General features: G+C 72.5%; 11 protein-coding genes. All 11 read right to left on the reverse strand.

Annotated elements, in window-relative coordinates:
* Position 1: 1 nt before the first annotated feature.
* The 11 genes from ACEZDE_RS05890 to ACEZDE_RS05940 all read right to left on the reverse strand — a co-directional run bounded on the left by ACEZDE_RS05890 (position 2) and on the right by ACEZDE_RS05940 (position 14,590).
* Complete coding sequence (locus tag ACEZDE_RS05890) at positions 2-865, reverse strand: 4'-phosphopantetheinyl transferase family protein (RefSeq protein WP_380533177.1); 864 nt, start codon at positions 863-865, stop codon at positions 2-4.
* Position 866: 1 nt separating this feature from the next.
* Positions 867-2,099 carry an acyltransferase domain-containing protein gene (locus ACEZDE_RS05895; protein ID WP_380533180.1) on the reverse strand — a complete coding sequence of 411 codons (1,233 nt, stop codon included), beginning with the start codon at positions 2,097-2,099 and terminating at the stop codon, positions 867-869.
* A 49-nt stretch (positions 2,100-2,148) separates the two neighbouring features.
* Positions 2,149-4,023 carry an acyl-CoA dehydrogenase family protein gene (locus tag ACEZDE_RS05900; RefSeq protein ID WP_380533183.1) on the reverse strand — a complete coding sequence of 625 codons (1,875 nt, stop codon included), beginning with the start codon at positions 4,021-4,023 and terminating at the stop codon, positions 2,149-2,151.
* Positions 4,020-5,750: a fatty acyl-AMP ligase gene (locus ACEZDE_RS05905; RefSeq protein ID WP_380533186.1), complete on the reverse strand. Its 1,731-nt coding sequence runs from the start codon at positions 5,748-5,750 to the stop codon at positions 4,020-4,022. The genes ACEZDE_RS05900 and ACEZDE_RS05905 overlap by 4 nt, the downstream gene beginning before the upstream one ends.
* A gap of 167 nt (positions 5,751-5,917) precedes the next feature.
* A complete protein-coding gene (locus ACEZDE_RS05910) occupies positions 5,918-6,550 on the reverse strand; it encodes an antibiotic biosynthesis monooxygenase family protein (protein WP_380533189.1) in 633 nt (210 codons plus the stop codon).
* On the reverse strand, positions 6,537-7,538 hold the full coding sequence (locus ACEZDE_RS05915; RefSeq protein WP_380533192.1) for an aromatase/cyclase: 1,002 nt from the start codon (positions 7,536-7,538) through the stop codon (positions 6,537-6,539). The genes ACEZDE_RS05910 and ACEZDE_RS05915 overlap by 14 nt, the downstream gene beginning before the upstream one ends.
* Positions 7,539-7,642: 104 nt before the next feature.
* Positions 7,643-8,671 carry a ketoacyl-ACP synthase III family protein gene (locus ACEZDE_RS05920; RefSeq protein ID WP_380533195.1) on the reverse strand — a complete coding sequence of 343 codons (1,029 nt, stop codon included), beginning with the start codon at positions 8,669-8,671 and terminating at the stop codon, positions 7,643-7,645.
* A 31-nt stretch (positions 8,672-8,702) separates the two neighbouring features.
* A complete protein-coding gene (gene cimA, locus ACEZDE_RS05925; RefSeq protein ID WP_380533198.1) occupies positions 8,703-10,325 on the reverse strand; it encodes a citramalate synthase in 1,623 nt (540 codons plus the stop codon).
* Between the two features lie 180 nt (positions 10,326-10,505).
* Positions 10,506-12,275 (reverse strand): MFS transporter, encoded by a 1,770-nt coding sequence (locus ACEZDE_RS05930; RefSeq protein ID WP_380533201.1) that lies wholly within the window; start codon positions 12,273-12,275, stop codon positions 10,506-10,508.
* Positions 12,276-12,336: 61 nt separating this feature from the next.
* Positions 12,337-13,362, reverse strand: coding sequence for a CaiB/BaiF CoA transferase family protein (locus ACEZDE_RS05935; RefSeq protein ID WP_380533204.1), 1,026 nt, complete (start codon positions 13,360-13,362; stop codon positions 12,337-12,339).
* Positions 13,363-13,369: 7 nt separating this feature from the next.
* Positions 13,370-14,590 (reverse strand): cytochrome P450, encoded by a 1,221-nt coding sequence (locus tag ACEZDE_RS05940; protein WP_380533207.1) that lies wholly within the window; start codon positions 14,588-14,590, stop codon positions 13,370-13,372.
* Positions 14,591-14,649 lie beyond the last annotated feature (59 nt).

Genomic DNA, 14,649 nt, shown 5'->3' on the forward strand with positions numbered 1-14,649 from the left:
GTCACCAGCCGCTCCGGGCGCTGTCGTCGGTCAGTCCCGCGGTGGTCCGCAGCAGCGCGTCCAGCAGCCCGGCGTCCAGCGCGGTGCCCACCGAGAGGTCGGCGCCGCCGCCGAAGCCCGAGTCGTGCACCGCGACGCTCACCACATAGCGCGAGTCGACCAGGGTGAAGGTGCCGAAGCTCCAGGCCGTGCCGGTGGCCACCGGGGCGCCGTTGGGCTGGACCAGGTGCGCCCGCGGCCCGTCCAGGGCGAAGCCGAACTCGGTGAAGCGGAACCGCAGGCCCTGCCCGAGCGCCTTGCTGTAGGCCTCCTTGAGGGTCCACAGCCGGATCAGCGTGTCATTGCGCCGGTCCAGGTCGTCCGGGTCGAGCCGGTCCCGCTCGTACGGGGTGAAGCCCTGCGCCTCGGAGCCGGTGCCCGCCATCCGCCGGTCCGCGCGCTCGACGTCCACCCCGATCCGGCCCCGGCTGGTCACTCCGACCACGATGATCTCGTCGGTGTGGCTGAGGCTGATGTCGATCTGATCGCACCCGCGCACATACGGCCGGCCGCCGTGCTGGTACGCGAGGTCGACCAGCTCCGGGTCGGTCTCGATCGCGGTCGCCGCCGCCTGACGCAGCATCAGCCGCGAGGCCAGGAACCGGGCCCGGCTCAGCGGGTTGGCGATGCCCTGGTAGCGGGCGTTCTCCCGGCCGAGCAGCGAGCCGATCCTGACCGGGTCGCCGGGGTCGGCCGACCAGTCGTCGAGCCGGCCGTAGACCACGGCCGAACCGGACTCGGCCAGGTCCCTGCGGAACGCGTTCCAGGGCCCGCGCTGACCCTGGACGACCCGGGGGCGCCGGATTCCCCCCAGCGGTTCGGCCACCTCAGGCCCTCGCAAACGGGTGGGCCAGCGGCCCGGCGTCGAGCGCGGAGAGGACCCCGGCCAGGTCCACCGCGTTGCTCTCCGGGCCCTTGCACATGGCCAGGCAGCGCGGTCCCGAGCTGCCGCCGAGGCGGCGCATGAACGGGGTGAGCACCACCCGCGGGCCGATCTCCACCACATGGGTCAGCGCCTGCTGGTCCAGCAACTGCCGGGCGGCGTCCGCGAAGCGGACCGGGGAGGTGATCTGCGCGGTCCAGTAGGGCGCGTACAGCGGCTCGTTGGTCAGCCGCCCGTGCACGGTGGAGTAGTACGGCAGCCGCGGCGAGCCGCCGGGCAGCCGCCGGCTGACCGCCTCGAACTTGGCCAGCATCGGCTCCATCAGCGGCGAGTGGAAGGCATGCGTCACCTGCAGCATCTTGCAGGCGATGCCGCGCGCCTCCAACTGCTTCTGGACCCGCTCCAGCCCGGCCTGGTCGCCGGACAGCACGGTGGCGCGGGCGGCGTTGATCGCGCCGATGCCGACCCCGGGCTCGTCCGCGATCAGCTCGGCCGCCTCGTACGGCGCCGCGCAGGTCGCCATCATGCCGCCGCCGTTCGGCAGGTACTGCATGAACGCGCCGCGCACCGAGACCAGCTTGGCCGCGTCGGCCAGGCTGAGCGACCCGGCGATCACCGCGGCGGCGAACTCGCCGATGCCGTGCCCGAGCACGGCCACCGCCTGCGCGCCCGCCTCCTCCAGGGTGCGGGCCAGTGCGTACTCCACCGCGAACAGGGCCGGCTGGGTGAACGCGGTCTGGTGCACCCGGTCGTCCCGGGTCAGCAGCAGGTCCACCAGCGAGCGGCCGAGGTAGGGGAACAGCGCCTCCGAGGCCTCGTCCAGGAACCGGCGGTAGCCGGTGGAGTTGAGGTAGAGGCCGGCCGTCATCCCCGGGTGCTGCGAGCCCTGGCCGGTGAACAGGAACGCGGCGCGGACCTGCTGGCCGCCGCCCAGCCGGAAGTCCCGCAGCTGCAGGTAGGCGGCCAACTCCCGCACGGTGGGGTGGATCCAGATGTCGGTGGAGTCGATGACCGGGCCGAACTCCTCCTCGATGTCGCCGTACAGGCTGAGCGCGGCGACCGAGTCGAGCCCGCACTCGGTGAAGGGCACGTCGTCCGGAACGATCCGCCCCAGGTAGTGGACCAGCCGGCGGAGCAGCCAGTCGGCGTAGTCCGGGTCCTCGCTGGGTGTGCTCATGATGGTCTCTCCTCGGGGTCGGAGTGGTCGAAGGGGTGGGGCGGCTCTTTCACGCCAGCGGAGAGCCGTACAGGTCGTAGCTGCGGCCGCCGTGCAGTCGGGCGAGCACCTCGCCGAGGACGGCCTCCTCCTCCGCCGTCGGCCGGTCCGGGAGCGGCAGCCCGAGCCGCTTGGCCAGCCGGTACAGCGCGGCGGTGATCCAGAACGCCCGGCCGAGGAAGGAGCCCGCAGTGCTGCGCTGGTCCCGCCAGACGCCGAGGCAGGCGGCGGCGGCCAGTACCACCGCGTAGCGGTCCGCCATGGCGAAGGCGTACGGGCTGACCAGCGCCTCGCGGTCGCCGGGGGAGACGCCGAGGAAGGCGTCCCGCAGCTCGCCCAGCTCGACCGTGAAGGACCGGGCCAGGAACCGCAGCGTCTGCAGCTCGCGTTCCAACGGCAGCTCCGACTCCAGCAGGTCGGTGCAGGCCAGCAGGGTCGCCGCGAGCGGGTCGCCGTCGCCGAGCAGGGTCGCCCGGGTCAGGTCCAGCGGGGGGAGCCCCTGCACCGTGCTGAACAGCGCCTCCGGCGCCTCGGCGCCGGTGAACCAGGCGTTCCTGGCGAACATCGGCAACTGCGGCAGGATGCTGACCTGGCGGCCCGCGCTGCCGGCGTGGCCCAGCGAGGTGACCGGCAGGTCCCGCAGCTGCTTCTGGAACATCCCGTACTCGCCGTGCGCGGTGAACGTCGCCTTGCCGAGCACCGCCGACATCTCGTCCATGCACTCGGCGACCAGCTTGGGCGCCAGGTAGGCGGCAGCCGCGGCGTAGGCGCTCATCTGCTCCGGGAGCAGGTGCAGCGCCCGGGTCGCCACCAGCGCCAGGCAGTCGCTGACCAGCAGGTCCAGGAACGACCCGGTGAGCACGTCGCGGACGTGCTGCACGTCCAGCGAGGAGCGGCCCCCGGTGCGCGGACGGACCGCGAAGCGGGCGACGGTGCGCAGCGCGGTGTCCGCGCCGGCCACCACGATGGACGGGATCAGCCCGCGGATCACCAGCGAGGAGCGCAGCGACAGTTCGTAGCCGCTGCCGGTCTCGCCGACCACGGTGCCCGCCGGGACCGGGCAGTCGGTCACCCGCAGCCCGCCGAACTCGGCGCTGCGCATCCCGTCGGTGCTGTGCCGGTCCAGGTCCTCGAAGCACTCGGCCGACAGCTCGGCCCGGTCCAGCAGCAGCACCGAGTAGTCGCGCCCGCCGCCCTGGTCGCCGGTGCGGGCGAAGACCACCAGGCCCGCGGCCCGGGAGGCGTTGGCGATCACCGCCTTGCTGCCGTTGAGCAGGAAGCCGGGCCCGGCGTCGCCGGGCAGCTTCACCGGGCGGGCCTCGAACTCGTCCCTGACGAACGCGTTCCCGTGCGCCACCTCGTGCCGGATCACCGCGATCCGGCGTCCGTCCAGCAGCATCGCGGCGGCGGCGGCGTGCTGCTCCTCGCTGCCGCCGGTCCAGACCGGGACGGCGGCGAAGAAGCAGTTGAGGCCGTAGCCGAAGCCCAGCGAGGCGTCCCGGCGGAACACCGGGCGCAGCACCCGGCCGAGCACGTCGAGCCGGTCCAGCCGGCCGCCCAGCTGCCGCGGCACGAACTCGGCGTTGAGGCCGAAGCCGTCCAGCACCTCCTCCCCGCCCGGCGGCACCTCGCCGCGGGCGTCGGCGGCGAGCAGGGCCTGGTGGCCCAGCGGGTTCCCGACCGAGAACAGCGGCCCGAAGGCGGCCTCCAGGGCGTCGATCCGCTCCTCGGCGGTGGGCTCGGCGAGCGTTTCGACGGCGACGGCCTCGGCGACCATGACTTCGGCGGCCATGGCTTCGACGACCGTGGCTTCCGCGACCATGGCTTCGGCGGCGACGGCCTCGGCGTCCTCCGGCCCCGGTCCCGTACTCAGATCGGCGATCACCTGCGACTCCCCGCCAACAGTGCGTCCAGCTCCGGCTTGATGGTCTGGTGCAGCGCGGGCAGCTCGCCGCGCAGGAAGAGTCTGCGCATCGCCGCCCGCTCCACCTTGCCGCTGGTGGTGCGGCGCACGGTGCCGGGCCGGACCAGCAGCACCGCGCCGACCTTCACCTCGAACTCCCGATGCAGGCACCGCTCCACGGCCGCGGTCAGCTCGGCCAGGTCCACGTTGTACTGGCTGCGCGCACGCAGCTCCTGGACGAACACCACCCGCTCGTCCTCGCCGCGTACCGAGAAGGCGCTGGCCGACCCGAACAGCGTGCTGACCTGCTGCACCATCTGCTCCATGTCCTGCGGGTAGAGGTTGCGGCCGGTGACCACGATCATGTCCTTGACCCGGCCGGTCACATAGAGCACGCCGTCCTCCACCGCGCCCAGGTCGCCGGTGCGCAGGAAGCCGCGCCGCCCGTCCGCGGTGCAGCCGCCGAAGGTCTGCGCGCTCTCGCCGGGACGCCGCCAGTAGCCGGGCGCGACGCTGTCGCCGCGGACCCAGATCTCGCCGACCTCGCCGTCCGGCAGCACCTGGCCGCGGTCGTGCCCGACGATCAGGATGCCGGTGCCCGCCACCGTGCCGCTGGGGATCAGCGACCGGGTCGGCAGGTCGGCCTGCGGCGGGCACAGGCCGCGCTGCTCCAGCGCGGTGGCGTCCACCTCGCGGCCGGGGCCGCAGGGGCCGCTGGCCACCAGCAGGGTGGCCTCGGCCAGGCCGTAGCCGGAGGTCAGCGCCTCGGACCTGAACCCGGACGGGGCGAAGGCCGCGCTGAAGTCGCGCAGCGTCTCCGGCCGGATCGGCTCGCCGCCGCTGACCGCGGTGGTCCAGCCGGAGAGGTCCAGCTCGGGCAGCGGCGCGCGCTCGGCCGCGCGCACGCACAGCTCGTAGCCGAAGTCCGGCGCGCCGCTGACGCTGATCCGGTGCCGGCTGATCGCCTCCAGCCAGCGGGTCGGCCTGCGTACGAACGACTCGGGCGAGAGCAGTACCGAGGTCGCGCCGAGCCACAGTGGATGCAGTAGCTGGCCTACCAGACCCATGTCGTGATGGAACGGCAGCCAGCCGCCGAGCACCGACTCCGAGGTGGTGCCCAGGTTCTGACTGATGGTCAACTGATTGGCCAGCAGGTTGCCGTGGGTGACCATGACGCCGCGCGGGTCACGGGTGGAGCCCGAGGTGTACTGCAGGAAGGCGATCGAGTCGCGGTCCAGGTCGGGTTCGTGCCAGGGCGCGGACTGCGGCACCACGTCGGCTGCCAGGCAGGGGATGTGCCCGTAGCCGTACTGGGCCAGCAGCCGGGAGACGTCGGGCGCGGCGGCGGCGTCGGTCAGCGCCACGCACGGGGTCGCGTCCTTGACGATCCCGGCGATCCTGGCCTCGTGGTGCCGCCGGCCGCCGGGCGGCGCGCTGGGCACCGCGATCGCGCCCGCGTACAGGCAGGCCAGGAAGCTGACCGCGAACTGGCGCCGGCTGGCGTGCAGGATCAGCACCCGCTCGCCCGCGGCGCCGCGGTCCTGGAGCCAGCCGGCCAGTCGTTTCGCCGCCGCGTCCAGAGCCCGGTAGGAAAAGGGCGTCGGCTGGGCCGGCCCCTCGCGGTCGGGTAGCACGACAAGAGCCTCCCGGTCGGGCGTCTCCGCCGCTCTGGCCAGGATGTGCTCCGTGAAGTTCCGGGTGCCGGTCATGCTTCCCCCTCACATGTCGTGGTGCCGTCGCATCGGTGATGGGCTGATAGCCGCATGGTCCCGCTGAGGGCTTGAGGAGGTCTCGCGGCCGACACGCGAGAGAGCCGGGAACCCGACGGTTCCCGGCTCGACTCCGGCTGGACTGCTGCGGACCGCTCCCGGCGGCCTCAGTCGGTGAGGACCCGCTGGTAGGCGACGTGCCGGGTGCGCTCGGTGGCGATGTCGGCGAGGTCGGCCATGCCGATCCGCAACTCCTGGTACTCCTCGCCGCGCAGCGCCTGCTCGCAGGACTCGGCGTCCTGCCACCAGGACACGCCCAGGTAGTTCAGCGGGCGGACGGTGGAGCGGAGCAGGTCGCTGCCGCCGAAGCCGGGGAGCGAGCCGAAGTGGTCGCTCATGGTGCCGAAGCACTGCTCGAACTTCCGCCAGTCGTCCGGGTTCTCGGCGTGGGTGAGCATGACGTTCACCGCGCCCACGGACGCGTCCGCATACAGCGACCTGGCCACGCTGACCGCCTGGTCGGCCTGGGTCTCCACCAGCGCGCCGAGCCGCTGCACCTGCCGGGTGAAGGCGTCCTCGTGCACCACCTGGAGGAAGCCGCGCAGGGTCTGCCAGTGCGCCAGCTGGACGAACACCGGCGCGGCGCCGACCACCTCCATGCTCACCAGGAAGTCGAACTCCTGCTGCTCGCGCAGGAACTGGGAGTGCGCCTGGAACTCCCGGCCGAAGGTCTCGACGTCCTCCTTCACCGTGAAGCGGTTGATGATGGTGATGGGACCGTCCAGGTCACGCGTGCGCACGTGCCTCCTCCGCGAACTGCCCCGCATGGCGCAGGGTGGTGGAGCTGTTGGTGCCCAGCGCGTTGCGGACCATGTCCCGGGCCTCGGCCAGGGTGCGGTCCGGGCCGAGCACCGAGCTGATGCCCTCGGGCGCGAGGACCACGGTGTGCCAGGAGGTGGCCACGACGACCCCGGCCTCGCCGTCCGGGTCCGGCTCGATCACCCAGCGGCCGGTGTGGACCGCCATCACCGGCGGCACCCGGAGCTGCTTGTAGACGATGGTGGCGGCAGCGGCGTCGGTGACCCGGATCGAGGTGGTGTTGTGGGTCGAGCCGTCCGGGCTGCGGGTGTCCATGTCCATGTGCTGGATGCCGGGGTCGTCCTCGGCCAGCGCCAGCCGGGCCACGTGCGGCAGCCGGACCGGCCACAGGTCGGCCCGGTCCAGGAAGGCGAAGACGTCCTCGGCCGAGCCGTGGATCCGCTGCGAGTCACTGAAGGTGAACAGCAGTTCGTCGCGCAGGTCGCCCAGTTCCGCGCCGTGCTTGAGCGCCGCCAGCTCGGCCGTGCTGTTGCGCTCCACCGCGGCCTCGATCAGCTCGACCGCCTCCGGGTCGTCGTCGACCGCCTGGTAGTCGTGCAGCAGGGTCACCCGGCTGCCCTCGCCGTCCGCCTCGACGATCCAGGTCCCGCCCATGCTCTGCACCGGGGGCGCGGAGACCACCTGGCGGAACTCCACGGTCCCGGCCGCCGGGTCGAGCACCCGGTGCGAGGTCCAGGCCCTGGCCCGCTCGCCGGCCGTGGCCCAGATCCGCAGCAGCTGCTCGCTCCGCGACCCGTCCAGCGGGGTCTCCTCCAGCACCTCCACGTGGATGGTGGGGCCGAACAGCTGGGGCCAGCCGGAGACGTCGGCGATCAGCCCGAACACCGCCTCGGGGCGTGCGGAGACGGTGACGGCGTGCTCGGTCACATGGGTGGTCGCGGTGTTCTGCTCGGTCGGTGTGGTGGTCACGGGGTACCTTCCCGGTCTGAGAAGCGCCGCACGGGGCGGCTGGGATGAGTGTCGCAGGGTTCGCTCGACGGTGACTTGAGCGGTGCTGTGGGTCTGATCCGGGGTCAGTTCCAGTGCGGCGGCTCGGTGATCTCCACCACCGCGCAACCCCAGCTGTAGCCCGCGCCGACGCCGACCAGGACGATCCGGTCGCCGGCCCGCGCCTTGCCGGTGGCGACCAGGTGGTCCAGGCCGGCGAACTGGTCGCCCGCGCCCAGGTGGCCGACGGTGCGGCTCCACTCCCAGGTGGTCCTGGCCGGGTCGATGCCGAACGGCTTGTGGAAGATCACTTCCAGTCGGCGCTTGCCGAAGTGCGGGAGCAGCACCCAGTCCGCGTCGGCGAGTTCCATTCCGGCGTCGGCCAGTGCCTCCTTGAGCACCGCCTGCTGGCCCGCGTGCGCCCGGGTGACCGCGAAGGACATCCCGACCCGGCCGACGAAGGCCCGCTTGGCCTCCTCGAAGTCGACCGGGATCCGGTGGGTGAACGGGGCCGGGCTGAACGGCTCGTCGCCGCGGTGCAGCGGCTCCAGCTCGGCGTCGCCGAGCATGGCGATGGAGACCAGCCGGGCGTAGCCGCCGCGGCGGGACAGCACCAGCGCGGTCGCGCCGTCCGCGTAGGGGGTGCCGGGGTCGGTGCGCCAGCGGTCGATGCCGGGCTCGCAGAAGCGGTCGGCGGTGGTCAGCAGCGCCTCGCAGCGGTGGCTGCCCGCGGTCAGGTAGGCGGCGGCCAGGTCCAGCGCGGCCAGGCCGCCGTTGGACATCTGCCGGATCTCCAGCGCGGGGCCCTGTCCGGCCCCGGTCTCGCGCTGGATGTAGGAGGCCACCGGCCACAGGTCCTGGCCCTGGTGGTAGGTGTCGGCGTGCAGGATCAGGTCGACGTCCTCCGGCGCGGTGGCCGAGCGCTCCAGCGCGCTGCGGGCCGCGGCCACCGCCATCTCGGCGGCGGACTCGTCCGGAGACCAGGCGACCGAGACGGTGTCGGTGCTCGCGGCCACCCGGGCCGGGCAGGCTCCGGCCGCCACGGCGTCGGCGACCGACAGGGTGGAGGGGAGCCGGGTCCCGGTCCCCCTGATGTAGATGTCGTGGAGTCGCACAGTCGCTCCTGGTAAGAGGATTGATGGGCCGTCAGCTTGCTGCGGCGACGGCCGGGAGGGCCGTCTCCGGCTCCGCGTCGCGGGCGCTCAGCAGGACGAAGTAGACCGCGTCGAGCAGGGCCGCCCAGGAGGCGGTGACGGAGTTGCCGTCCACGCCCACGGTGCCCCAGCGGCGGGCGCCGTTCCGGAACGAGATCAGCACCCGGGCCGCGGCGCCGCTGCCGGCCTCCGCGTTGAGCACCCGGACCTGGTAGTCCACCAGTTCCAGGGCGGCCAGCTCGGGGAAGAACTGGTCCAGCGCCGAGTGCACCGCCCGGTCCAGGGCGTTCACCGGGCCGTTGCCGGTGCCGGTGGCGCTCACCTGCATGCCCTGGAGCTTCAGCCGGACCAGCGCCTCGGTCCGCACCAGGCCGTTCGGCAGCTGGTTGATGCCGACCTTCCAGGACTCGACGCTGAACGGCAGGTCCAGTGCCCCGCCGGCCAGTTCGGCCCGGAGCAGCAGTTCGAACGAGGCGTCGGCGGACTCGAAGGCGTAGCCGCGGTTCTCCAGGTCCTTGACCCGGGAGGCGGTGCGGGCCACCGCGTCCGAGCCGGCGTCGACAGGGTAGCCGAGGCTCCTGGCCTTGAGCTCCACCGAGGAGCGCCCGCCCATGTCCGAGACCAGCGTGCGCATCTCGTTGCCGACCAGCTCGGGCCGGGTGTGCTGGTAGAGGTCGGGGTCCACCCGCAGCGCCGAGGCGTGCAGCCCGGCCTTGTGCACGAACGCCGCCGAGCCCACGTACGGGGCGTCCGGGCGGCCGGGGACGCCGGTCAGCTCGCCGATGGCCCGGCCGATCCCGGCCAGCTCGCGCAGCCGCTCGACCGGCACCACCTCGATGCCGCGCTTGAGCACCAGGTTGGAGCTGACCGTGAAGAGGTCGGCGTTGCCGCAGCGCTCGCCGTAGCCGTGCGCGGTGCCCTGGACGTGGTCCACGCCCGCGTCCACCGCGGCCAGGGTGTTGGCGACCGCGCAGCCGGTGTCGTCGTGGCAGTGGATGCCGAGCCCGACGCCGGTGGCGGCCAGGGTGTCGCTGACCACGGCCCGGATCTCCTCCGGCAGCGAGCCGCCGTTGGTGTCGCACAGCACCACCGTCTCGGCGCCGGCCTCGGCGGCGGCGCGGACCACGGCGAGCGCGTACTCGCGGTTGGCCCGGAAGCCGTCGAAGTAGTGCTCGGCGTCCAGGAACACCCGGCGCCCGTTCCGGACCAGGTGGCGCACGGTGCTCTCGATCATCGCCAGGTTCTCGGTCAGCGTGGTGCGCAGGGCGAGTTCCACGTGGCGGGTGTGCGCCTTGGCGACCAGGGTCACCACCGGCGTCTCGGCGTCCAGCAGGGCGCGTACCTGCGGGTCGTCGGCCGCTGTGGCGCCGGCCCGGCGGGTCGCCCCGAAGGCGACCAACTGGGCGGTGCTGAGGTCGAGTTCGGTTTTGGCGCGGTGGAAGAAGGCAGTGTCCTTGGGAACCGCGCCGGGCCAGCCGCCCTCGATGTAGCCGACTCCGAAGGCGTCCAGATGGCGTGCGACGGCCAGTTTGTCGTCCGTCGTCAGCAGCATCCCCTCCTGCTGGGTACCGTCACGCAGGGTCGTGTCGTACAGCTGGAAGTGTCGCTCGGCCATCGTGTCTCCTTCGCCTACGGGTGCCCTCGGCCGGGCCCTGGGCAGGTACACCACACGGTCGGCGCAGGGTCTGGACCGGCTCTCGACTCCGGGTCGATCCCGCAGGCGGGCACGACGAAGCGGGGCCGGTCGAGAGACCGGCCCCGCTTCGCTCCTTTCACACCCTCGGCTGAAGGGCGGTCAGACCGCCGCCGCGGCCTCCCCGGCGGCGCCGGACAGCTCGCCGTCCTCGAAGGTCTGCTCCGCGGCCTGCTTGGGGATCGCGAACATCAGCAGGAAGACCAGGGCGACGATGCCGCCGAAGGTCCACAGCGACGCCTGCATGCTGTCGGCGAAGGCGTCACCGGTCACCGTCTTGGTGGCCGAGCCGAGCACCGCCGCGACCTTGGGGTCCTGCAGCGCCGGGACCGAGGTGCAGGAGCCCGGGACGGTGCTCGGGTCCTTCTCCTTGGAGCGGTCCACCGCGCAGGTGCGGTAGGCGGCGATGGTCGAGTCGACCTGACCCGGCGCCACCGAGGCGGTGGCGACCAGCTGCTGGCGCAGTTGCGGGGTGATGTGGTCCACGCTGGACGCGGTGCCGGCGGCCAGTCCGCCGAAGAACACCACGCTGACCAGGGCGCCGCCGATGGCGAAGCCCAGCTGGATGTCGGTGTGCACCAGGCCGGAGGCGGAGCCGGCGTCCTGGTGCGGGACGTCGCCGATGATGATCACCGGCAGCGGGGTGGCGACGGCGCCGAAGCCGATGCCGATCACGAACAGCGGCAGGCCGAGCTGCCAGGAGTGGATCGAGTGGCCGTAGTGGCCAGCCACCCAGATGTACCCGAGCAGGCCCGCGACCAGCACCACGGCGCCGATGTGCAGCACCTTGCGGCCGAACTTGGGCACCAGCACCATCAGCGACCCGGTGGACGCGAAGAAGGCGCCGACGCAGAAGAACAGGCTGGTCAGACCGGCGTGCATGGGGCTCCAGCCCTGGCCGATCTGCATGTAGAGGGTCCAGGCAATGGAGAACATGCCCATGCCAATGTAGAAAGCGAGATTCGCGGCGAGACCGCTGGAGAAGCTGCGGATCCGGAACATGCTCATCTCGACCAGCGGCGAGGAGCCGCTGCTGATCCGGCGGCGCTGCCAGAGCACGAACCCGACCAGGACCGGGACCGACAGCCCCATCGAGACGAAGCCCTCCACCGGCCAGCCCAGCTCACGGCCCTGCAGCAGCGGGTAGATGAACATGACCACGCCGAGGGTGATCAGCAGCAGGCCGAAGCCGTCCAGCCGCAGCGCGGAGGACGCCTTGGACTCGCGGATCACCTTGGCGCCGTAGATCACGCCGGCGATCCCGACCGGGACGTTGATCAGGAAGATGATGCGCCAGTCCAGGCCGAACAGGTTCCAGTCGACCAGTAGCCCGCCGGCCGCCAGGCCGATGGTCGCGGCCAGCCCGGAGATCGACCCGTACAGCGCGAAGGCGGTGCCCTTCTCCTTGGCGCTGAAGGTCACATGGATGATCGACATGACCTGCGGGACCATGATGCCGGCGCAGGCGCCCTGCGCCACCCGCGCGGCGACCAGCTGCCACGGCTCCTGGGCGCAGCCGGAGGCCAGCGAGAACAGGGTGAAGCCGGCCACGCCGAGCAGGAAGACCTTCTTGCGCCCGAAGATGTCGCCAAGGCGTCCGCCCAGGATCAGCATCAGCGCGAACGCCATCTGGTAGCCCACCAGCACCCACTGGATCGCGGAGTACCCGGCGTGCAGGCCGCGCTGCATCGACGGGGCGGCCACGTTGGCGACCGTGCTGTCGAGCATGTCGAGGAACGCGGCGACCAGGAGGACCAGCAGGGCCTGCCACCGCTTGGGGTCGCCCGTCTCGGCGGGGGGAGTGTCGGCCGACGGCACGGGGCGCGCCGCCTTCGGCTCCGTGTCCGAGGTCGGCTCGGAGGAGATAGCCATGGGTTGCCTCTCAGGTGGTTCGATGTCTCGCCACGTCCGGGCATGGCTGTGGCGATCGTTGTCAGGGTGAGGGATGCCGGTCGGGTCCGGCTTGAGTCCCGCTGAAGCGCGGCGCCCTGGTCGCCGGTCCGCTGCCGCGGGCGAGCTGGTGCGGGTGCCGTCCGGCCTCGGCCACCGTGAGCACCGGGGTGACGCAGGCCTCGGTGCCGTCGAAGACGGCGGCCCAGGCGTCCCGGTCGCGGGCGGCGAAGCGGGCCGCGAACTGCTCCCGCAGCAGCGGCCAGTTGGCCGGCTCGTCGCGGTCCGGCAGCAGCGCCGGATCGAGCCCGAGCCCGTCCAGCAGCGCGGCGTAGAAGCGCGGCTCCAGAGCGCCGACGGCCACATGGCGGCCGTCGGCGCAGGGGTAGCAGGAGTAGCAGGGGGAGCCGCCGTCGAGCAGGTTGCTGCCGCGCTCCGGGCGCCACTGCCCGGACGCGGTCATCCCGACCAGCATCCCCAGCATCGCGCCGACGCCGTCCACGATCGCGGCGTCCACCACCTGTCCCCGGCCCGAGCCGCGGCGCTCGTACAGCGCCGCCAGCACCCCGGCGACCAGGAACATCGAACCGCCGGCGAAGTCGCCCAGCAGGTTGACCGGCGGCACCGGCGGTCCGCCGCGCTCGCCGATCGCGTCCAGCGCCCCGGTCAGCGCCAGGTAGTTGATGTCGTGTCCGGGGGCCGAGGCCAGCGGCCCGTCCTGCCCCCAGCCGGTCATCCGGGCGAAGACCAGCCCGGGGTTGCGCTCCAGGCAGGGGCCCGGACCGAGCCCCAGCCGTTCGGCCACGCCCGGCCGAAAGCCCTCGACCAGCACGTCCGACTCGTCCACGATCCGGAGCAGCCGTTCGACCTGCTCCGGATCCTTCAGGTCGAGCGCCAACGACCGGCGCCCGCGGTCGAGGACCTGGTGCCAGTCCTCGAACGAGCGCCGGCCGTCGGCCCGGTCGATCCGCAGCACGTCCGCGCCCAGGTCGGCGAGCACCATGCAGGCGAACGGCGCGGGGCCGATCGCCGCCAGCTCCACCACCCGCAGACCCGTCAGCGGTCCCACGGTGTGCTCACACGTCCCAGGAGACCGGGAGGTTCCACAGCCCGTAGATGATCGCCCGCTCCTTGGAGGGGATCTCCGAGAACGGGACGGCGAGCCGCAGCGACGGGATCCGCTCGAACAGCTTGCCCCAGACCAGCTGCAGCTCCAGCCGGGCCAGGTCGGCGCCGATGCAGTGGTGCAGCCCGTGGCCGAAGCCGAAGTGGCGCCGGTTGCCGCGGCTGAGGACCAGCTCGTCCGGGTTCTCGTAGACCGACGGGTCGCGGTTGGCGGTCAGGCCGAGGCAGAGGATGCCGTCGCCCTTGGGGATGGTGGCGCCGCCGACCTCGATGTCCTCCAGCGCGACCCGCGGCACCGCCGCGTCGCCGATGGTGAGGAAGCGGACCAGCTCCTCGACCGCGGGGACCAGCAGCTCCGGGTCGCCCTTCAGCAGCGCCAGCTGCTCCGGGTTCTCCAGCAGCGCGGCGGTGCCCAGCGAGATCATGCTGGCGGTGGTCTCGTGGCCGCCGTTCATCAGCAGCCGGCACAGGTTGACCAGGTCGCGGGCCTCGTAGCCCTCGCCGGCCTCGCGGTACTCGGCGATGGCCCGGCTCAGCAGGTCGTCGCCGGGCTCCTGCTCCTTGACCGCGACCAGGCCGAACAGGTACTCGTTCACATTCACCAGCGCGGCCTGACGCTCCGCCATGGAGGCCGTGCCGCCCAGCAGCGTGGTGCCGTTGACCTGGAAGAACTCATGGTCCTCGTACGGGATGCCGAGCAGCAGGCAGATCACCGTCATCGGCACCGGCAGCGACAGCGCGTGGTGCATGTCCACGCCGGGACCGGCCTCGATCATCGCGTCGATCGCCTCGTCGACGATCTGCTCGATCCGCGGCCGGAGCCGCTGCACCTGGCGGTTGGTGAAGGTCACCGCCGCCTTGCGGCGGGTGCGGGTGTGCTCCTCGCCGTCGTAGCCGATGAACGAGGTCTCGGTACGGAACTCCGGCGGGGCGTCGAAGTAGAACGGGAAGTTCGGCTCCTTGCGGGAGGCGCTGGTCCGGGGGTCGGTCAGCAGCTGCCGCATGTTCTCGTGGCCGGTGACCGCCCAGATCTTCAACCCGGTCGGCAGGGGTACCTGCTTCACCGGCTCGTCGAGGAACTGCGCGTACTGCTCCGGTTGGGACATCGGGCACTTGCGCGGATACGGAAACGTCTCTTCCGCCTCGCCGGTCGTTTCGGCGTGTGTGGTCATCGCTGGTCCCTCCTCGTAGGGCCCGAGAACCCTGGCAGCGGCGTCTGGAGGGGAGCCGG

This window comes from Streptacidiphilus cavernicola, from assembly GCF_042510955.1.
GTDB classification, from domain to species: Bacteria; Actinomycetota; Actinomycetes; order Streptomycetales; family Streptomycetaceae; genus Streptacidiphilus; species Streptacidiphilus cavernicola.

Coding starts and splice junctions, on each gene's coding strand:
- ACEZDE_RS05905 (WP_380533186.1), bottom strand. CDS start 5,750: ATGACCGGCACCCGGAACTTCACGGAGCACATCCTGGCCAGAGCGGCG.
- ACEZDE_RS05940 (WP_380533207.1), bottom strand. CDS start 14,590: ATGACCACACACGCCGAAACGACCGGCGAGGCGGAAGAGACGTTTCCG.
- cimA (WP_380533198.1), bottom strand. CDS start 10,325: ATGGCCGAGCGACACTTCCAGCTGTACGACACGACCCTGCGTGACGGT.
- ACEZDE_RS05895 (WP_380533180.1), bottom strand. CDS start 2,099: ATGAGCACACCCAGCGAGGACCCGGACTACGCCGACTGGCTGCTCCGC.
- ACEZDE_RS05930 (WP_380533201.1), bottom strand. CDS start 12,275: ATGGCTATCTCCTCCGAGCCGACCTCGGACACGGAGCCGAAGGCGGCG.